The following is a 16,572-nucleotide window of genomic DNA, read 5'->3' on the forward strand; positions in this document are numbered from 1 at the left end:
GCTACCGTGCGGACATGACCGTCACCGACCTGTTCCGACTCGACGGCAAGGTCGCCGTCGTCACCGGCGCGAGCTCCGGGCTCGGCGTCGACTTCGCCCGGGCCCTGGCCGAGGCCGGCGCCGACGTCGCCCTCGGCGCACGCCGCGTCGACCGGCTCGCCGACACCGCGCGCCTGGTCGAGGCCGCCGGACGCCGGGCGATCAGCGTCGCCACCGACGTCGCCGACCCCGCGTCGTGCCAGGCACTGGTCGACGCCGCGGTCGCCGAGCTCGGCAAGGTCGACATCCTCGTCAACAACGCCGGCATCGGCACCGCCGTACCGGCCACGCGCGAGACGCCCGAGCAGTTCCGCCAGGTCATCGACGTCAACCTCAACGGCAGCTACTGGATGGCCCAGTCCTGCGGGCGCGTGATGCAGCCCGGGTCGAGCATCATCAACATCTCCTCGGTCCTCGGGATCACCACCGCGGGTCTCCCCCAGGCCGCGTACGCCGCGTCCAAGGCCGGGATCATCGGCCTGACCCGCGACCTGGCCCAGCAGTGGACCGGGCGCAAGGGCATCCGGGTCAACGCGATCGCGCCGGGCTTCTTCGCCTCCGAGATGACTGACGAGTACCCGCCGGGCTACCTGGAGCAGCAGCAGGCGCGCATCCCCGCCGGCCGCAAGGGCGACGCTCGCGAGCTCGCCGCGACCGTCGTCTACCTCGCCTCCGACGCCGCCGGCTACGTGACCGGCCAGACGATCGCCGTCGACGGCGGCCTCACCATCACCTGAGTGATGGGGTCGGTGCGGGAGGTCGCCGGCGTCTTCCTGCGGCTCGGGCTCATCGCCTTCGGCGGACCGGCCGCGCACATCGCGCTGATGCGCGAGGAGCTGGTCCGCCGCCGCGGCTGGGTCAGCGACCAGCGGTTCGCGGACCTGATGGGCGCGACCAACCTGATCCCGGGCCCGAACTCCACCGAGCTGGCGATCCACCTCGGCCACGACCGGGCGCGCTGGCGCGGGCTGGTCGCCGCCGGCGTGTGCTTCATCCTGCCCGCGGCGCTGCTGGTCACCGGGCTCGCGTGGGCCTATGTCGAGTACGGCCACACCCCCGCCGTCGGCGCCCTCCTGTACGGCGTCGTGCCGGTCGTGGTCGCCATCGTGGCGTGGGCACTGGTGGGCCTCGGGCGCACGGTCCTGGCCTCGCCCTGGCGGGTGCTGCTCGCGGCGGCCGCGCTCACGGCGTACCTGCTCGGGGCGCCGGAGCTGGCCGTGCTCTTCGCCGGCGCCGCCCTCGCCGCCCTCGCCCGCGGCGTGCGCGCACTGGCCCGCCGCGGCGACCACGCTCTCGTCTCTCTCCCGCTGCTCGTCGCGGCGGGACCGGTCGACGGGCGCCTGGTCGAGCTCTTCTGGACGATGCTCAAGATCGGCTCGGTGCTCTACGGCAGCGGCTACGTGCTCATCGCCTTCCTCGAGGGCGACTTCGTCGACCGCCTCGGCTGGGTGAGCCACCAACAGCTCCTCGACGCGGTCTCGATCGGCCAGGTGACGCCCGGACCGGTGTTCACGACCGCGACCTTCCTCGGCTACCTCGTCGCCGGCCTGCCGGGCGCCTTCGTCGCGACGGTCGCGATCTTCCTGCCGTCGTTCGTCTTCGTCGGGCTGCTCACCCGGCTCACCGACTGGCTGCGCTCGCGCGCCTGGACCTCCGCCCTGCTCGACGGACTCAACGCCACCGCGCTCGCGCTGATGGCGGGCGTCGCGCTCCAGCTCGGCCGGACCGGGCTGGTCGACGTCCTCACCGTCGCCCTCGCGCTCGGCACGCTGCTCCTGCTGTGGCGCACCCGGCTCAACAGCGCCTGGCTCATCGGCGCCGGCGCACTCGTGGGGCTGGCGCGCTACGTCACCGGGTGATGGCTGGTCATCGAGATCCGGTTGAAGGCGTTCATCGTCAGCGCCACCCAGGCGACCGCCGCGAACGCGCCGTCGCCCAGCACGGCACGGCACTCGTCCGCGGTACGGCGCCGGGCGTCCGCACCGGGCAGCGTGGTGACCGACTCGGCCAGCGCCAGCGCGGCCCGCTCCGGTGCCGTGAACAGGCTCGTCTCGGACCACGCGGGCAGCAGCGCGAGCCGGCGCTCCGACTCCCCCGCCCGCACCGCCCGGCGGTGGTGCAGGTCGAGGCAGAACGCGCAGCCGTTGAGCTGGGAGACCCGCAGGTTGACCAGCTCGACCAGGATCCGGTCGAGACCGGCCGCCTCGGCCGCGGCGCCGGCCTGGCGGGCCAGCTCGGCCGCGGCGGCGTACGCCGCGGGGACGGCCTTGTCGAGGTAGAGCGGGGTGGTCATGCCGCCGGGTCGGTGATGTCGTCGTACTCGGGGTGCTTGGTGAGCCACTTCGCGACGTAGGGGCAGTGCGCGATGATCCGCTTGCCCTGGGCGCGGACGTCGGCCAGCGCGAACGCCACCACCTCGCCGGCGAGCCCGCGGCCGCCGTACGCGTCGTCGACCTCGGTGTGCACGAAGTCGACGTGCACCTCGTCGGGCAGGCGGTACTGCGTGAAGCCCGCGAGCGTCTCGCCGTCGCGGATCTCGTAGCGGCGCTTCTCGGGCACGTGGACGTAGGCGATGCCGCTGTTGTCGGGCGCGTCGGTCATGAGCACATCCTGCCCTGTCGCCCGAAAACGGCACGGAGGCCGCCCCGCGGGTGCGGGGCGGCCTCCGGTCGCGCGGTGATCAGCGCGGAGCGATGCTCAGCGCAGGTCCCAGCGGTCGGCGTCCATGACCTTGGTCCAGGCGGCGACGAAGTCGCGGACGAACTTCTCCTTGGCGTCGTCGCTGGCGTAGACCTCGGCGACGGCGCGGAGCTCGGAGTTGGAGCCGAACACCAGGTCGTTGCGACTGCCGGTCCAGGTGCGGCCGTCCTCGGTGGTGCCCGAGAAGACCTCCTCGGAGGCGTCCGTCGCGGTCCAGGTCGTGCCGAGCTCGAGCAGGTTGACGAAGAAGTCGTTCGTCAGCACGCCCGGCTGGTCGGTGAGCACGCCGAGGTCCGAGCCGTCCCAGTTGGTGCCGAGCACGCGGAGACCGCCGATGAGGACGGTGAGCTCCGGCGCGCTGACGCCCAGCAGGTTGGCGCGGTCGATGAGCGCGAACTCGCTCGGGTACTTGCTCGACTTGGGCAGGTAGTTGCGGAAGCCGTCGGCCTTGGGCTCGAGATAGCCGAACGACTCGACGTCGGTCTGCTCCTGGGTGGCGTCACCGCGACCGGTGGTGGTCGTGACGGTGACGTCGACGCCCGCCGCGGCGGCGGCCTGCTCGACACCCACGGAGCCGGCGACCACGATCGTGTCGGCCAGCGAGGCACCCTGGGCGGTCGCGATCTCCTGGAGCTTGGCGAGGACCGGAGCGAGCTCGGCCGGGCGGTTGATCGCCCACGACTTCTGCGGCTCCAGGGCGATCCGGGCACCGTTGGCGCCACCGCGCTTGTCGGAGCCGCGGTAGGTCGACGCGGAGGCCCACGCGGTCGAGACGAGCTGGGAGACGGTCAGGCCGGCGTCGGCGATCGCGTTCTTGAGCCCGGTGACCTGGGCGTCGGTGAGCGCCGTACCGGTGGGGATCGGGTCCTGCCAGACGAAGTCCTCGGCCGGGACGTCGGCGCCGAGGTAGCGCGACTTCGGGCCCATGTCGCGGTGGGTCAGTTTGAACCACGCGCGGGCGTAGGCGTCGGTGAACGCCGCCTGGTCCTCCTTGAAGCGCAGCGAGATCTCGCGCATCTCCGGGTCCTCGCGCAGCGCGAGGTCGGAGGTCAGCATGCGCGGCTCGCGCTTGCCGTCACCGAACGACTCGGGCACCAGGTCGGCACCGCCGTTGTTGACCGGACGCCACTGCTGCGCGCCGGCCGGGGAGTGGAAGAGCTCCCAGTCGTAGGCGAAGAGGATGTGGAAGAACTCGTTGTCCCAGCGGATCGGGTGGTAGGTCCAGGTGACCTCGAGGCCCGACGTGATGGCGTCGATGCCCTTGCCCGAGGCGTGCGAGGACTTCCAGCCCAGGCCCTGCTCCTCGATCGGAGCGGCCTCCGGCTCGGGGCCGACGGCCTCGGCCGGGCCGTTGCCGTGGGTCTTGCCGAAGGTGTGACCACCGGCGATCAGCGCGACGGTCTCCTCGACCGTCATGCCCATCCGGCCGAAGGTGTCCTTGATGTCGACGGCCGACGCCAGCGGGTCGGGGTTGCCGTTGGGGCCCTCGGGGTTGACGTAGATGAGGCCCATCTGGACCGCGGCGAGCGGGTCCTCGAGGTCGCGCTCACCGGTGTAGCGCTCGTCTTCGAGCCACTCGGTCTCGGGACCCCAGTAGATGTCGTCGTCGGCCTCCCAGACGTCGGAGCGACCGCCGCCGAAGCCGAAGATCGGCAGACCCATGTCCTCCTGGGCCACGTTGCCGGCCAGGATCAGCAGGTCGCCCCAGGACAGGGACTTGCCGTACTTCTTCTTCACCGGCCACAGCAAGCGGCGGGCCTTGTCGAGGTTGCCGTTGTCGGGCCAGGAGTTGGTCGGCGCGAAGCGCTGCTGACCGTGCCCGGCGCCGCCCCGGCCGTCGGTGGCGCGGTAGGTGCCGGCCGCGTGCCAGGCCATCCGCACGAAGAACGGGCCGTAGTGGCCGAAGTCGGCCGGCCAGAAGTCCTTGGAGTCGGTCAGCACGGCGGTGATGTCGGCCTTGACCGCCTCGAGGTCGAGCGCGAGGAAGGCGCGCTTGTAGTCGAAGTCGCCACCGAACGGGTCGGCCACGGCCGGGTTCTTGGCGAGGATCTTGAGGTTGAGCTTGTTCGGCCACCACTGCTGGTTCGGCGAGCCCGTGGTGGGGTGCGTCAGACCGCCGTGCATGACCGGGCACTTGCCGCCGGACTGCGCGGCGTCCTGCGGCTCCTCGGTCACGAGGGGTTCGGTGTGTTCGGTGCTCTCGGGCATCGGGTTCCTTTCGGGAACTACAGGGGGCGGGATGTGCAGTCGGGGCAGAGGCCCCAGTAGATGACCTCGGCTTCGTCGATGACGAACCCGTGGGAGTCGGAGGCGGTCAGGCACGGCACGTGGCCGACGGCGCAGTCGACGTCGGCGATCTCGCCGCACGAGCGGCACACCACGTGGTGGTGGTTGTCGCCGGTGCGGGTCTCGTAGCGCGCCACCGAGCCGGCGGGCTTGATGCTGCGCACCAGGCCGGACTGGGTGAGGGTGTGGAGCGAGTCGTAGACCGCCTGGTGGGACACCTCGGGCAGCAGCGCGCGAGCGGCCGCGATGAGGGTCTCGGTGTCGGCGTGCGGGGCCGCGTGCACCGCCTCGAGGACGGCGAGACGGGGCCGGGTGACCCGGAGCGCGACGTCCCGCAGCTGCTGCTGGAAGTCGGGCGCGGTCATGGGTCCAGCATGCCACTTATCTTGAATGAGTCAAGACTCGGGGTGCGTGTCGCAGCCGGCACCGGGCCCGGATGCGCCGGAGGACGGCGGGTACCGCTCCGGACATGATCCTGACCCTCGCCATCATCGCCGGAGTGCTCGTCGTGGCGTTCGTCGCCCTCGGCCTGGTGGGTGCGTTCGCGGCGGACCGCCGGCGCAGCGAGGAGGTCGCCCACGACCCCGAGCGCCTCGACACCGAGCCCGGCTCCCCGGAGACCGGTCCCGCGACGGACCCCTCGACCGGCCCGGACGAGCGGCCCTGACGTGCCGAACGGCCGGCCCGCGCGCCGTTGGGGACTCGCGGACCGGCCGTTCCCGGCCTGACTAGGGGGGTTCAGGCCTGCTTGGTCGCCCAGAAGATCTCGGCGATCTCGTCGATCTTGGCGAGGAGCTCGTCGGCCTTGGCCGCGTCGAGGGTGCCCTTGGTGCCGGTCGCGCCGGCCAGCTTGGTGGCCTCGTTGACCAGCGTGTGGAGCTGGGGGTACTTCTCGAAGTGCGGGGGCTTGAAGTAGTCGGTCCACAGCACCCAGAGGTGGTGCTTGACCAGCTCGGAGCGCTGCTCCTTGATGAGGATCGCGCGGGTGCGGAAGTCGGGGTCGTCGCTGTCGTTGGCCTTGGCGATGACGGCCTTGATCGACTCGGCCTCGATGCGGGCCTGGGCGGGGTCGTAGACGCCGCAGGGCAGGTCGCAGTGGGCGGCGACCTCGACGGTGGGCGCGAAGAAGCGCATGGATGTTCCTTTCCGGTGATGGGTACGACGGGCGGCGCCGGCCGGCGCGCTCAACCCTCGACCACGCGCAGCGGGCGCTGGGCGCGGGTCTCCGGCACGGGGGCCGGTGTCCAGTAGGCACGGTCGTGGTGGACCAGCGGCGCGTCCGGGGCGCCGAGGACGACCTCGTCGACGTCGAGCAGCACCAGCCAGGAGCTGCCGGCCGGGATCACGTGGGCGGGGCGGCCGCGGAAGGTGGCGACGGCACCGGGCAGCACCAGCCCGCGCTCGTCGCGCACCCAGCCCTGCTCGGCGGTGAACCGCTCGGTCTGCCGGTCGGCGAAGGTCGCGGCGAGCCCGTCCTGGCGGGCGGCGAGCACGAACACGGTCAGGGCGGAGCAGCCGACGAGGCGGGCGCCCGTCGTACCGGTGCGGGCGAGGGAGAGCGAGAGGATCGGCGGCTCGGCGCTGACGGATGCGACGCTCGACACGGTGGTGCCGACCGGACCGTCCGGGGTCTCCCCCACGACGATCGCGACGCCGGCGGCGTGCCGCCGGAAGCCCGCCTTGAACCGGTCTCCCAGCGAGCCCGTGCCGCTCACGACGCCTCCTCCTGGGGCGGCAGGGCGGCGACCAGCGGGTGGTCCGGGGCCGCCCCGAAGCGGGCAGCGCCGCCCGGGGAGCCGATGGTGTCGAAGAAGGCCGTGTTGACCTCCAGGTAGACCTTCTGGTCCCCCGGCAGGTCGTCCTCGTAGTAGATCGCCTCGACCGGGCACACCGGCTCGCAGGCGCCGCAGTCCACGCACTCGTCGGGGTGGACGTAGAGCATCCGCTCCCCGTCGTAGATGCAGTCCACCGGGCACTCGTCGACGCAGGCGCGGTCCTTGAGGTCCACGCACGGCTGCGAGATGACGTACGTCATGAGGTCTCCGTTCTTCTCGGAACGAAGGCTAGAACCTCAACTTGACTTGAGGTCCAGGAGAAGCGACGCAGGTCACATGATGCTGACCACCAGGTGCTGCCCCGCGGCCAGCGCCGCGCGGTGCACCTCGAGGAGCAGCCCGAACGCCTCGGCCAGCTCGGCGCGCAGCCCGTCGGGATCGGCCGTCCAGGTCCGCGGGTAGACCCCCGCCCCGTCGTACGACGCCAGGTCGGCCGCCGCCAGCAGCCCCGCCACGTCGACCGCCTCGAGCGCCGCGACGACCGCCGCCAGCTCGTCGGCCTCGGTACAGCCGGCGTACACCTCGGCGTCGAAGACGTGCACGCCGACGACCGCCTCGCTGAGCGGATCACCCTCGCGCGGCTCCGACGCACTGACCCCGGTGAGCAGGAAGTGCAGGCCGTCCCACAACTTGTCGAGGTAGGTCGTCGGCGCACCGGACTCCTCCAACGCGTCGAGCGCGTCGCCCAGGCCGGCCGGGTCGAGGCCGACCAGCCGGTCGAGGGTCTCCTCGTCGACCAGCGTGTACGCCGCCTGCATGCCCACGGTGCGGAGCGTAGCGCCGTGCTCCGGGACCTTCGGCCCCTCGCGCGCCGACCTGCGGCCCTGACCCCGGCACCGCGCCCGGTGGTGCACTCGAAGCACCCCACCACCAGAAGGAGGAGACCATGGCCACCATCGCCACCCATCTCCACAGCATCGTCGACCACGACGAGGAGTCGGCCGTCACCGGCCCGGCCGTCCGCCGGGCACTGGCCGCACTCCGCATCGCCTTCGGCCTGACGTTCCTGTGGGCGTTCTTCGACAAGCTGCTCGCGCTCGGCTACCACACCGGCTACGACCAGGCCGGCACGCTCGACCGCTTCGGTCCCGCGGCCTGGATCCACGGCGGGAGCCCCACGGAGGGCTTCCTCGCCTTCGGCGCCGACGGTCCGTTCAAGGGATTCTGGAACGGCCTGGCGGGCACGGCGTTCGCGGACTGGGCGTTCATGCTCGGCCTGCTCGGCATCGGCGTCGCACTGACCTTCGGCATCGGCATGCGGCTCGGGACGATCGCCGGTTTCGTGATGTACCTGCTGATGTGGACGGTCGTGCTGCCGCCCGCCAACAACCCTGTCCTCGACGAGCACGTCCTCGGCGCGATCAGCATGGCGGTGCTCGGCCTCGCCGGAGCCGGCGCCACCTGGGGCCTGGGGCACGCGTGGTCGCGGACCGCACTGGTCCGGAGGTTCCCCGTCCTGCGCTGAGCAGTCCGGCCCGAACGACCCGGCGCGCTCGTCCTAGCGGGGCGGGCGCGCCACCGAGATCCCGAGCGCGACACCCAGGCCGGCGATCAGGGAGCCGAGCATGGACCAGGACTGACTCGTGTCCGAGCTCGATCCGACGTAGCCCATCCCCGCGAGCGCGATGAAGCCCCCGCCCAGCACCATGGCGAGCGCGATGAGGAGGCCGACGATCCGCATGGTGCCGGACAGTACCGGAGGCCTCAGCGCCGAGCGGACTCGCCGTCGTAGAGCGGGTACGCGGCGACGAGCCGGTCGACGCGGGCGCGCAGCGCGTCCGGGTCGGCACCGAGGAGCGCCTGGGCGACGACATCGGCGATCTCGGTGAAGTCGGCGTCGCCGAAGCCGCGGGCCGCCAGCGCCGGCGTCCCGAGCCGCAGCCCCGAGGCGACCGAGGCCGGACGCGGGTCGAAGGGGACGACATTGCGGTTGGTGGTGATGCCCAGGTCACCCAGCCGGCGCTCGGCGTCGAGGCCGGACAGCGTCGCGTCGCGCAGGTCGAGCAGCACCAGGTGGACGTCGGTGCCGCCGGTCAGCACCGAGATCCCGGCCGCGGCGAGGTCGGGAGCGGTGAGCCGCTCCGCGACGATCCGGGCGCCCCGCACGACGCGCTCCTGGCGCTCGCGGAACTCCAGGGTGCCGGCGAGCAGCAGGGCGGTCGCCTTGGCCGCGATGACGTGCATGAGCGGCCCGCCCTGCTGACCGGGGAAGACCGTCGAGTCGATCTTCCGGGCCCGGTCGGCGCCGCACAGGATCAGCCCGCCACGGGGACCGCCGAGCGTCTTGTGCGTGGTCGTGGTGACCACGTCGGCGTACCGGACCGGGTCGGGGTGCAGACCGGTCGCGACGAGCCCGGCGACGTGCGCCATGTCGACCCACAGCACCGCGCCCACCTCGTCGGCGATCGAGCGGAAGGCGGCGAAGTCCAGGTGCCGCGGGTACGCCGACCAGCCCGCGATCAGCACCCGCGGCCGCTCGGCGAGGGCACGCTCGCGGACCTGCTCCATCTCCAGCCGGTACGACGACCGGTCGACGCCGTAGGAGCGTGCGTCGTAGAGCCGGCCCGAGAAGTTGGCGGGCATCCCGTGCGTCAGGTGACCGCCGTGGGCGAGCTCCTGGCCGAGGATGACGTCGCCGGGCTGGGCGATCGCGGCGAGCACCGCGGCGTTGGCCTGGGCACCCGAGTGCGGCTGGACGTTGACGTGCGCGGCCCCGAAGAGCGTCTTGGCCCGCTCGACGGCGAGGCTCTCGGCGACGTCGACGTGCTCGCAGCCGCCGTAGTAGCGCCGGTCCGGGTAGCCCTCGGCGTACTTGTTGGTGAGCACCGATCCCTGCGCCTGGAGCACCGCGCGGGGTGCGACGTTCTCGCTGGCGATCATCTCCAGGCCGCGCCGCTGCCGGCGGAGCTCGGCGTCGAGCACCTCGGCGATCGCGGGGTCGATCTCGTCCAGGTCGGCGTTGAGCACGCGCGCGGTCGGGGTGGGGTCGGTGACGGTCATGGTGTCCTCTCCGGAGGGTGGGGGGTGTCGGCGGCGGCGACGGCGGCCGCCACGTCGGCGACGAGCGCGGCGGCGCCGTGCTCGTCGAGGTCGTGGACGGTGAGCCGCAGGTGCCGCGCCGCACGACCGCCCGCGACGAGACCGAAGTCGTCGCCGGACCGGGCGAGCCAGCCGCGCTGCATGAGGCGCCGGGCGACCCGGGTCGCCTGGTCCTGGACGTCGACCCACACGTTGAGCCCGTCGCCGGCCCGGGCGGCGACACCGTGCTCGGCGAGCGCGGCGACGAAGGCGGCGTTGCGCTCGGCGTAGTGCGCGGCGGCGGACGCGACCTGGCGGCCGGCCTCAGGGTCGAGGAGCAACGTGCGCGCGAGCCGCTGGAGGAGGTGGCTGACCCAGGTCGTGCCGGGGCTGATCCGGGCGGCCAGCCGGCCGCCGGTCTCGGGGTCGGAGGCGACGAACGCCAGGCGCAGGTCGGGGCCGAGGAACTTCGAGACCGACCGCACCAGCGCCCAGCGCTCCTGACCGGGGCCGATGATGCTGTGGTAGCCGGTGGTCGCCAGGCGCGAGAAGTGGTCGTCCTCGATGACCAGGACGTAGGGGTGCTCGGCGAGCACCGCGCGCAGCGCGGCCGCGCGGGCCGCACTGAGGCTGGTCCCCGTCGGATTGTGGGCCCGCGGCGTGCACACGACGGCCCGCACCCCTGCGCGCAGCGCGGCGCGCAGGCCGACGACCGTCATCCCCTCGTCGTCGATCGGCACGGGCACGGTGCGGTAGCCCGCCAGCCGCACCGTGTGGATGCTCGCCAGGAAGCAGGGATCCTCCAGCGCCACCGCATCGCCCTGGGTGAGCGCCTGGGCGAGCAGCCGCTCGACCGCGTCGACCGCACCGTGGGTCACGGTCAACCGGAAGTCGCGCGGCTGGTCGGCGGCGAGCCACCGGGTCGCCCACTCGGCCAGCTCGGGGTCGATCACCGGCTCGCCGTAGAGCGTGGCCGGCCGGGACGCCGCGGCGAGGCCGGCCGCGAGGTCGGGCAGCAGCCGGGGCGCCGGGTTGCCGTGGCCGACGTCGCGCAGCACGGTGTCGCGCGCGAAGCCCTCCTCGGCGCTCTCGCGGCGCTCGGCGACGGTGGTCCCGGCCCGGCCGCGGGTCTGGGCGACGCCGGCCTGGACGAGCTGGCGGTAGGCCGAGACGACCGTGTTGCGGTTGACGCCCAGCACCTCGGCGAGGTGGCGCACCGGCGGCAGCGGTGCCCCCGGGGCCAGCGTGCCGCTGTCGACCTGGGCCCGGACGCTGGCCGCGATCTCGCCCGCCGTCCGGCCGGTGATCGGCGTCCCGGAGACCTGTCCGCCGTCGTTCCCGTTTGGCATAGGCCAAAGGTAGCATCTGGCCTATGCCAAACCTCTACCCCCCTGCGCGCACCGCGGCCGAGGTGGCGGCCAACCTCGCCGCGGTCCGGGCACGCATCGACGCCGCCGCCCGGCGCGCCGGGCGCGACCCTGCCGGCGTCCGGCTGCTGCCGGTCAGCAAGACCGTCCCCGAGGACCGGCTCCGGCTCGCGGTCGCCGCGGGCGCCACCCTGCTCGGGGAGAACAAGGTGCAGGAGGCCCAGCGCAAGCACCGCGCGCTCGCCGACCTGCCCGTCGCCTGGGCGGTGATCGGGCACCTGCAGTCCAACAAGGCCAAGGACGTCGCCGCCTTCGCCACCGAGCTCCAGGCCCTGGACCGGCTCAAGGTCGCCGAGGCCCTCGACCGCAGGCTCGAGGCCGCCGGGCGCACCCTCGACGTCCACGTCCAGGTCAACACCTCGGCCGAGGACTCCAAGTTCGGGCTGCCTCCCGAGGAGCTGCCGGCCTTCCTCGCGGCGCTCCCCCGCTACCCGACGCTGCGGGTGCGCGGCCTGATGACGCTGGCGGTGCTCTCGGCCGACGCCGATCGCGTGCGGACCTGCTTCCGGCTGCTGCGCACGCTGCGCGACCGCGTCCGGGCGAGCGATCCCGCCCTGATCGGTCCGGGCGAGCTGTCCATGGGCATGTCCGGTGACTACGAGATCGCCGTCGAGGAGGGCGCGGGCTGCGTCCGGGTGGGGCAGGCGATCTTCGGCGCCCGCACCACCCCGGACGACCACTACTGGCCCACGTAGGTCTCCAGCCAGGCCTCGAAGACCGTCGTCGCCACCTTGCGGTTGGCCTCGGCGGTCTCGGCCAGCTCGTCGAGGACCCGGCGCGTGCCGGCGGCGCCGTACAGGTCCTCGAGCGCGGTGCGGTAGGAGTCGACGAGCGCCCACTCCGCCGCGAGATCGGCGCCGACCTCCACGTGGAACTGCACGCCGTAGGCCGACCCGACCGCGAACACCTGGTTGTCGTACGACGCCGAGCGGGCCAGCCGCCGCGCGCCCGCGGGCAGGTCGAAGGTGTCGCTGTGCCACTGGAAGACCGAGAACCGGTCGGGCAGCAGGCCGAACACCGGGTCCTGCGCGGCCTCGGCGGTCAGCTCGACGTCGTACGTGCCGACCTCGGGGACCTCGCCGGTGTAGACCCGGGCGCCCAGCGACGCCGCCAGGAGCTGCGCCCCGAGGCACACGCCCCAGTACGGCACGCCGAGCGCCACCGCGCGCGCCAGGTAGGCCCGCTCCGCCGCGAGCCAGGGGTGCTCCTCGTCGTCGAGCGCGCCCATCGGCCCGCCCATCACGACGACCGCCGCGAACTCGTGGTGGTCCGGCAGCGGCTCGCCCTCGTCGAGCTCGACCCGGTGCACCGCCAGGCCGTGCGCGGTGAGGATCTCCTCGTAGGTGGCCGGCGGCTCGCAGCCGATGTGCTGGAGCACCAGGACGGTGCGGTCGATGGGGTTCATCTTCTCCTTCTCCTGAGGGTGGGTTGTTAGAGTCCGGGCGGGCGGCTCACGAATGCTTCTACCGTTCGTGAGCCACCCGCTCCGCTCCGGCCGCTTCTACCGGCCGGGGCGGTCAGTACATGCGGAAGTACTCGCGCTGCTCCCAGTCGGTGACCTCGTCCTGGTCGTCGGCGATGCCGTCGGCCGCGAGCGACGCGGTGTAGCGACGCCACTCGTTGCGCTTGAGCCGCAGGTAGTAGTCGACGAACTCGTCGCCGAACTCCTTGCGGAACAGGGCGCTCTGGTCGAGCTCATCCGCGGCCTCGGCGAGGCTGCCGGGCAGCCGCGGCAGGCTCGTGTCGTGCGGGTCGACCGACATCGGACCGGGGTCGGTGCCCTCGTCGATGCCGTTGAGCCCGGCCACCAGCTGCGAGGCGATGTAGAGGTAGGGGTTCGCGGCCGGCTCCCCCACCCGGTTCTCGAAGTGGGACGCCGGGTCGTTCGCCTCGCCCAGCACCCGCAGGTACGTGCCCCGGTTGTCGGCCGACCAGGTGGCCCGGTCGGGCGAGAGCGAGAACCGCTCGCTCAGCCGCTTGTAGCCGTTGACCGTCGGCGCCGCGAAGATCGTCGTCGCCGGCGCGTGGGCCAGCAGGCCGCCGGCGTACGCCCGGGCGAGGTCGGAGACGATCCTGTCGTCGCTGGTCGACATGAACGCGTTGGACGAGGTCGCGGTGTCGAAGATCGACTGGTGCAGGTGCCAGCCGCTGGCGTCGAAGCCGGACAGCTTGGGCGCGCACATGAAGCTCGCGTGCAGGCCCTGGCGGGCGCTGACCTGCTTGGCCGCGGTCCGGAAGAGCACCATCGCGTCGGCCGCCGCCAGCGCGTCCATCGGCGCGAAGGTGAACTCCATCTGCCCCGGCCCCGACTCGTGCTCGGTCGTGCGCAGCGGCATCCCGAACGCGGTGATCGCGTGCCGCAGCTCGCGGATGTGCTCCTCGGCCTCGTCGCAGAGGTTCTCGCTCATGAACTGGTAGCCGAGGTTGAGCGGCGCGACGACCGGCGCCTCACCGGGGCTGCCGAAGCCGCCGATCGCGTCGACCTCGTAGCGGCGGTCGACGAGGTGGGTGAGGTACCACTCGACCTCGAGCCCGACCACCATCTGCAGGCCGCGCTCGGCCAGCCGGGCCAGGGCCTGCTTGAGCAGCAGCCGCGAGGAGTACGGCAGCGGGGTCGCCGACTTGAGGTACTCGTCGGCCAGGATCCAGCCGGTGCCCGCGCACCACGGCAGCACCTGGAAGGTGTCCGGGTCCGGCACCAGCAGGAAGTCCGCCGCGCCGGTCATCCCCTCGTTGCCGAGGCCGCCGCCCTCCTCGAACGGGTTGAACACCAGGTCCAGCCCGGTGTCGAAGATGACGCCGCCGGGGCTGGTGTCGATGCCGTTGCGCATCGTGGAGCGGAACGCCGACGGGGTCAGCGACTTGCTGCGGGTCAGTCCGTGCGGGTCGACGTACACGACCCGGATGACGTCGAGGTCGTGCTCGTCGATCGCGGCGAGCACCTGCTCGGCCTTGCGCTGCTGCGCCTCGGACCACAGCCCGTGGTCCGCGATGAAGCCCACGCGGCCGGTGGCCAGGTCCTCCAGACGCGGGTTCGCTGCTTCGTTCATCGGCCTTCTTCTCCTTCGGTTCCTTCGGTTGGGTGGTCGAGCTGCGGGTCGAGTCCCGGGTAGTCGGGACGCCACAGCCGGTTGGCCTCGTAGTCGGCGGCCGCGGCGAGGACGTCGCCGTCGCGGTGCAGCCGCCCCACCAGCTGGACGCCGAGCGGGAGTCCCGCGCGGCTGAGCCCGGCCGGGACCGAGACGGCAGGCTGCCCGGTCAGGTTGAAGAGGTAGGTGAAGGGCGTCCACCCGAGGCCCACGACATCTGCGGCCGCCTCCTCGGGCGGGGCGTCCAGCCCCAGGGGGAACGCCGTGCCGAGCATCGTCGGGGTGAGCAGGAGGTCGAACGCCTCCAGCTCCTCGCGCATCCGCTGGCGCAGCGCGGCCCGCCGCTCGTGGGCACCGGCCAGGTCGCGCGCCGAGAGCGTGCGGCCGTACCTGATGAGGGCGAGTAGGCCCGGGTCGAGCCGGTCGGCGACCTGGTCGAGGTCGTCGCCGTAGGCGACCGACTCGTGGCCGGCCCAGAGCGTCATCATCGTGCCGAGCTGGTCCGGGAGGTCCAGGTCGAGCTCGACCACGTCGTGCCCGGCCCCGGCGAGCACCGCGGCCGCCGTACGGGTCGCGGCGCAGGCCTCGGGTCCGGCGGTCGCGAACCCCAGCGAGGTGACCAGCCGGATCCGCAGCGGCCGCCGCGAGGCCGGGACGACGGCGCCCCGGCCCGGCACGCTCGTCGGGTCCCGCGGGTCGTAGCCGGCCATGTGCCGCACCGCGGTCACCGCGTCCGCGACGCTGCGGGTCAGCGGGCCGACGTGCGAGAGTCCCTCGGGCGAGGCCGGGTAGTACGGGATCCGGCCGAACGTCGGCTTGTAGCCGACCACCCCGCAGAACGCCGCGGGGATCCGCACGCTGCCGCCGCCGTCGGTCCCCACCGCGATCGGCCCGAGCCCGAGCGCAGCCGCGACTCCGGCACCGCCGCTGGACCCGCCCGAGCTGAAGCGCGGGTCCCACGGGTTGGCGCTGGGACCGATCAGCCGGTTGCCCGCATCGCCCTTCCAGCCGCCCTCGCTGGTGTTGGTCTTGCCGACCACCACCGCACCAGCGGCCCGCAGCCGGGCCACGGCCGGCGCGTCCTCGTCGGGGACCAGGCTCGCCGAGACCAGCGAGCCGCGCGTGGTGCGCAGTCCCTTGGTCCGCAGGAGGTCCTTGATCGTGACCGGTACGCCGAGCAGCGACCGGGCCGGCTCCTGCGCGCCCCGGGCGTAGCCGTCGTCGGCGATCCGGGCGGCCCGGCGGGCGCCGTCGGCGTCCAGGGTGAGGAACGGCTTGAGCGCGGCGTAGCGCTCGGCCCGGGCCAGCACCTCGTCGAGGACCTCCGAGGGCGCGAACGCCCGGGACCGGAAACCCGCGAGCAGCTCGTCCACCGAGCGGAAGGCCAGCTCGGCCCCGGCCACCGGGGCCGGCGGTGCGACCTGGCTCATGCGCTCGCGACCTCCAGCGTCGCGACCGGCCGGCGCACGGTCGCCACCGCGACGAACACCACGACCACGGCGACCTGCGCGGCGACGACCACGGCGGTGGGCACGTCGGCCCAGCGCCCGGTCAGCATCAGCGCGCCGGGAAGGGTCGTGGTCGTGAAGGCCTGGAGCACGGTGAGCCAGCCGGTCGCCACGGTGAGGTTGTCGAGCCCGAGGGCGAGCACCAGGAAGAACGCCGAGAACAGCACGGCCCACGACAGCCAGATCGCCCCGAACTTCGGGTCGTCGAAGCGGTCGAAGTTCACCCACGCCAGCATCAGCGAGACCAGGACCGCCCAGCCGCAGTACCAGCCCAGACCCTGGCCCGGCAGGTCCCGGAAGTTGTTGAGGGCCACGTAGAGATAGGTGAACGCGAACAGCAGGAAGCCCGCGCTGCCGAGCACTGTCGACAGCTCGGCCTCGCTGCCGCCCGCGACGGGCAGCGCGGTGACCCCGACGGTCGCGACGAGCGTGAGGCCGATGAACAGGTTGATCGGCGCGGTGTCCTTGGGGCTGAGCCGCCCCAACAACCCGAGGCCGTTGCACAGCAGGACGGAACCCACGAAGAAGAGGGCCAGGCTACTCATACCGAAACTCCTTGATGATCGTGCTGAGGGAGGGCGGACGTGCCGAGCCACGTCGTGCGGAGAGCGCACGCCGGCAGGTCGGCCGGCGCGCGCGAGGGCGACGGGCGGCGCGAGCGCGGCGGCGA

The 16,572-nt window shown here is 73.0% G+C and carries 20 protein-coding genes; 5 read left to right on the forward strand and 15 right to left on the reverse strand.

The features are described from left to right. The first annotated feature begins 14 nt into the window (after nt 1-14). Nucleotides 15-776 carry an SDR family NAD(P)-dependent oxidoreductase gene (locus M0M48_RS14820; protein ID WP_257751739.1) on the forward strand — a complete coding sequence of 254 codons (762 nt, stop codon included), beginning with the start codon at nt 15-17 and terminating at the stop codon, nt 774-776. 3 nt (nt 777-779) lie between these two features. Further along, nucleotides 780-1,898, forward strand: coding sequence for a chromate efflux transporter (chrA, locus tag M0M48_RS14825; protein ID WP_257751740.1), 1,119 nt, complete (start codon nt 780-782; stop codon nt 1,896-1,898). Here the strand turns inward: chrA and M0M48_RS14830 are convergent. The 4 genes from M0M48_RS14830 to M0M48_RS14845 all read right to left on the reverse strand — a co-directional run bounded on the left by M0M48_RS14830 (nt 1,883) and on the right by M0M48_RS14845 (nt 5,390). Further along, complete coding sequence (locus M0M48_RS14830; RefSeq protein WP_257751741.1) at nt 1,883-2,332, reverse strand: carboxymuconolactone decarboxylase family protein; 450 nt, start codon at nt 2,330-2,332, stop codon at nt 1,883-1,885. The two genes, chrA and M0M48_RS14830, sit on opposite strands and share 16 nt — an antisense overlap. Then, the gene (locus tag M0M48_RS14835; RefSeq protein WP_215816887.1) at nt 2,329-2,640 is read right to left on the reverse strand and encodes a GNAT family N-acetyltransferase; all 312 of its coding nucleotides are present in this window, start codon (nt 2,638-2,640) and stop codon (nt 2,329-2,331) included. The genes M0M48_RS14830 and M0M48_RS14835 overlap by 4 nt, the downstream gene beginning before the upstream one ends. 96 nt (nt 2,641-2,736) lie before the next feature. Continuing rightward, the gene (gene katG, locus M0M48_RS14840; protein WP_215816888.1) at nt 2,737-4,947 is read right to left on the reverse strand and encodes a catalase/peroxidase HPI; all 2,211 of its coding nucleotides are present in this window, start codon (nt 4,945-4,947) and stop codon (nt 2,737-2,739) included. 17 nt (nt 4,948-4,964) lie between these two features. After that, nucleotides 4,965-5,390 (reverse strand): Fur family transcriptional regulator, encoded by a 426-nt coding sequence (locus M0M48_RS14845; protein ID WP_215816889.1) that lies wholly within the window; start codon nt 5,388-5,390, stop codon nt 4,965-4,967. A gap of 104 nt (nt 5,391-5,494) precedes the next feature. Between M0M48_RS14845 and M0M48_RS14850 the strand changes: the two genes are divergently transcribed. Then, entirely contained in the window at nt 5,495-5,692 is a 198-nt protein-coding gene (locus M0M48_RS14850) for a hypothetical protein (RefSeq protein ID WP_257751742.1), read from the forward strand. Nucleotides 5,693-5,763: 71 nt separating this feature from the next. On the opposite strand, the gene sodN is transcribed toward M0M48_RS14850, so the two are convergent. The 4 genes from sodN to M0M48_RS14870 form a co-directional block, all read right to left on the reverse strand. Further along, on the reverse strand, nt 5,764-6,159 hold the full coding sequence (gene sodN, locus M0M48_RS14855) for a superoxide dismutase, Ni (protein ID WP_257751743.1): 396 nt from the start codon (nt 6,157-6,159) through the stop codon (nt 5,764-5,766). A gap of 50 nt (nt 6,160-6,209) precedes the next feature. Then, nucleotides 6,210-6,740: a flavin reductase family protein gene (locus M0M48_RS14860; RefSeq protein ID WP_215816892.1), complete on the reverse strand. Its 531-nt coding sequence runs from the start codon at nt 6,738-6,740 to the stop codon at nt 6,210-6,212. Next, on the reverse strand, nt 6,737-7,060 hold the full coding sequence (gene fdxA / locus M0M48_RS14865) for a ferredoxin (RefSeq protein ID WP_257751744.1): 324 nt from the start codon (nt 7,058-7,060) through the stop codon (nt 6,737-6,739). Before fdxA ends, M0M48_RS14860 begins: the two co-directional genes overlap by 4 nt. A 72-nt stretch (nt 7,061-7,132) precedes the next feature. Next, nucleotides 7,133-7,618, reverse strand: a complete 486-nt coding sequence (locus M0M48_RS14870) for a YfbM family protein (RefSeq protein ID WP_257754487.1) — start codon at nt 7,616-7,618, stop codon at nt 7,133-7,135. A gap of 128 nt (nt 7,619-7,746) precedes the next feature. Between M0M48_RS14870 and M0M48_RS14875 the strand changes: the two genes are divergently transcribed. After that, entirely contained in the window at nt 7,747-8,325 is a 579-nt protein-coding gene (locus M0M48_RS14875) for a hypothetical protein (RefSeq protein WP_257751745.1), read from the forward strand. Nucleotides 8,326-8,358: 33 nt separating this feature from the next. On the opposite strand, the gene M0M48_RS14880 is transcribed toward M0M48_RS14875, so the two are convergent. From M0M48_RS14880 to M0M48_RS14890, 3 genes are read right to left on the reverse strand one after another with little or no spacing between them, the layout of a single operon-like run. Next, the gene (locus M0M48_RS14880) at nt 8,359-8,541 is read right to left on the reverse strand and encodes a hypothetical protein (protein WP_215816896.1); all 183 of its coding nucleotides are present in this window, start codon (nt 8,539-8,541) and stop codon (nt 8,359-8,361) included. A 23-nt stretch (nt 8,542-8,564) separates the two neighbouring features. Next, complete coding sequence (gene glyA, locus M0M48_RS14885) at nt 8,565-9,860, reverse strand: serine hydroxymethyltransferase (protein WP_257751746.1); 1,296 nt, start codon at nt 9,858-9,860, stop codon at nt 8,565-8,567. Continuing rightward, complete coding sequence (locus M0M48_RS14890; RefSeq protein WP_257751747.1) at nt 9,857-11,227, reverse strand: aminotransferase class I/II-fold pyridoxal phosphate-dependent enzyme; 1,371 nt, start codon at nt 11,225-11,227, stop codon at nt 9,857-9,859. The genes glyA and M0M48_RS14890 overlap by 4 nt, the downstream gene beginning before the upstream one ends. A gap of 23 nt (nt 11,228-11,250) precedes the next feature. Between M0M48_RS14890 and M0M48_RS14895 the strand changes: the two genes are divergently transcribed. Next, nucleotides 11,251-12,000, forward strand: a complete 750-nt coding sequence (locus tag M0M48_RS14895) for a YggS family pyridoxal phosphate-dependent enzyme (RefSeq protein ID WP_257751748.1) — start codon at nt 11,251-11,253, stop codon at nt 11,998-12,000. Here the strand turns inward: M0M48_RS14895 and M0M48_RS14900 are convergent. The 4 genes from M0M48_RS14900 to M0M48_RS14915 all read right to left on the reverse strand — a co-directional run bounded on the left by M0M48_RS14900 (nt 11,985) and on the right by M0M48_RS14915 (nt 16,447). Next, nucleotides 11,985-12,710, reverse strand: a complete 726-nt coding sequence (locus M0M48_RS14900; RefSeq protein WP_215816900.1) for a type 1 glutamine amidotransferase — start codon at nt 12,708-12,710, stop codon at nt 11,985-11,987. The genes M0M48_RS14895 and M0M48_RS14900 overlap by 16 nt on opposite strands. A 112-nt stretch (nt 12,711-12,822) precedes the next feature. Next, complete coding sequence (locus M0M48_RS14905) at nt 12,823-14,355, reverse strand: glutamine synthetase family protein (protein ID WP_257751749.1); 1,533 nt, start codon at nt 14,353-14,355, stop codon at nt 12,823-12,825. Then, entirely contained in the window at nt 14,352-15,824 is a 1,473-nt protein-coding gene (locus tag M0M48_RS14910; protein WP_257751750.1) for an amidase family protein, read from the reverse strand. The genes M0M48_RS14905 and M0M48_RS14910 overlap by 4 nt, the downstream gene beginning before the upstream one ends. Next, nucleotides 15,821-16,447 carry an AmiS/UreI family transporter gene (locus tag M0M48_RS14915; RefSeq protein WP_215816903.1) on the reverse strand — a complete coding sequence of 209 codons (627 nt, stop codon included), beginning with the start codon at nt 16,445-16,447 and terminating at the stop codon, nt 15,821-15,823. Before M0M48_RS14915 ends, M0M48_RS14910 begins: the two co-directional genes overlap by 4 nt. Between the last annotated feature and the right edge of the window lie 125 nt (nt 16,448-16,572).

It is taken from the genome of Pimelobacter simplex, assembly GCF_024662235.1.
Taxonomy (GTDB): Bacteria; Actinomycetota; Actinomycetes; order Propionibacteriales; family Nocardioidaceae; genus Nocardioides.

Excerpts from the sequence above, each read along its gene's own strand:
- M0M48_RS14820 (WP_257751739.1), top strand. The coding sequence starts at position 15 with ATGACCGTCACCGACCTGTTCCGACTCGACGGCAAGGTCGCCGTCGTC.
- chrA (WP_257751740.1), top strand. The coding sequence starts at position 780 with ATGGGGTCGGTGCGGGAGGTCGCCGGCGTCTTCCTGCGGCTCGGGCTC.
- M0M48_RS14830 (WP_257751741.1), bottom strand. The coding sequence starts at position 2,332 with ATGACCACCCCGCTCTACCTCGACAAGGCCGTCCCCGCGGCGTACGCC.
- M0M48_RS14835 (WP_215816887.1), bottom strand. The coding sequence starts at position 2,640 with ATGACCGACGCGCCCGACAACAGCGGCATCGCCTACGTCCACGTGCCC.
- katG (WP_215816888.1), bottom strand. The coding sequence starts at position 4,947 with ATGCCCGAGAGCACCGAACACACCGAACCCCTCGTGACCGAGGAGCCG.
- M0M48_RS14845 (WP_215816889.1), bottom strand. The coding sequence starts at position 5,390 with ATGACCGCGCCCGACTTCCAGCAGCAGCTGCGGGACGTCGCGCTCCGG.
- M0M48_RS14850 (WP_257751742.1), top strand. The coding sequence starts at position 5,495 with ATGATCCTGACCCTCGCCATCATCGCCGGAGTGCTCGTCGTGGCGTTC.
- sodN (WP_257751743.1), bottom strand. The coding sequence starts at position 6,159 with ATGCGCTTCTTCGCGCCCACCGTCGAGGTCGCCGCCCACTGCGACCTG.
- fdxA (WP_257751744.1), bottom strand. The coding sequence starts at position 7,060 with ATGACGTACGTCATCTCGCAGCCGTGCGTGGACCTCAAGGACCGCGCC.
- M0M48_RS14870 (WP_257754487.1), bottom strand. The coding sequence starts at position 7,618 with ATGCAGGCGGCGTACACGCTGGTCGACGAGGAGACCCTCGACCGGCTG.
- M0M48_RS14875 (WP_257751745.1), top strand. The coding sequence starts at position 7,747 with ATGGCCACCATCGCCACCCATCTCCACAGCATCGTCGACCACGACGAG.
- M0M48_RS14880 (WP_215816896.1), bottom strand. The coding sequence starts at position 8,541 with ATGCGGATCGTCGGCCTCCTCATCGCGCTCGCCATGGTGCTGGGCGGG.
- glyA (WP_257751746.1), bottom strand. The coding sequence starts at position 9,860 with ATGACCGTCACCGACCCCACCCCGACCGCGCGCGTGCTCAACGCCGAC.
- M0M48_RS14890 (WP_257751747.1), bottom strand. The coding sequence starts at position 11,227 with ATGCCAAACGGGAACGACGGCGGACAGGTCTCCGGGACGCCGATCACC.
- M0M48_RS14895 (WP_257751748.1), top strand. The coding sequence starts at position 11,251 with ATGCCAAACCTCTACCCCCCTGCGCGCACCGCGGCCGAGGTGGCGGCC.
- M0M48_RS14900 (WP_215816900.1), bottom strand. The coding sequence starts at position 12,710 with ATGAACCCCATCGACCGCACCGTCCTGGTGCTCCAGCACATCGGCTGC.
- M0M48_RS14905 (WP_257751749.1), bottom strand. The coding sequence starts at position 14,355 with ATGAACGAAGCAGCGAACCCGCGTCTGGAGGACCTGGCCACCGGCCGC.
- M0M48_RS14910 (WP_257751750.1), bottom strand. The coding sequence starts at position 15,824 with ATGAGCCAGGTCGCACCGCCGGCCCCGGTGGCCGGGGCCGAGCTGGCC.
- M0M48_RS14915 (WP_215816903.1), bottom strand. The coding sequence starts at position 16,447 with ATGAGTAGCCTGGCCCTCTTCTTCGTGGGTTCCGTCCTGCTGTGCAAC.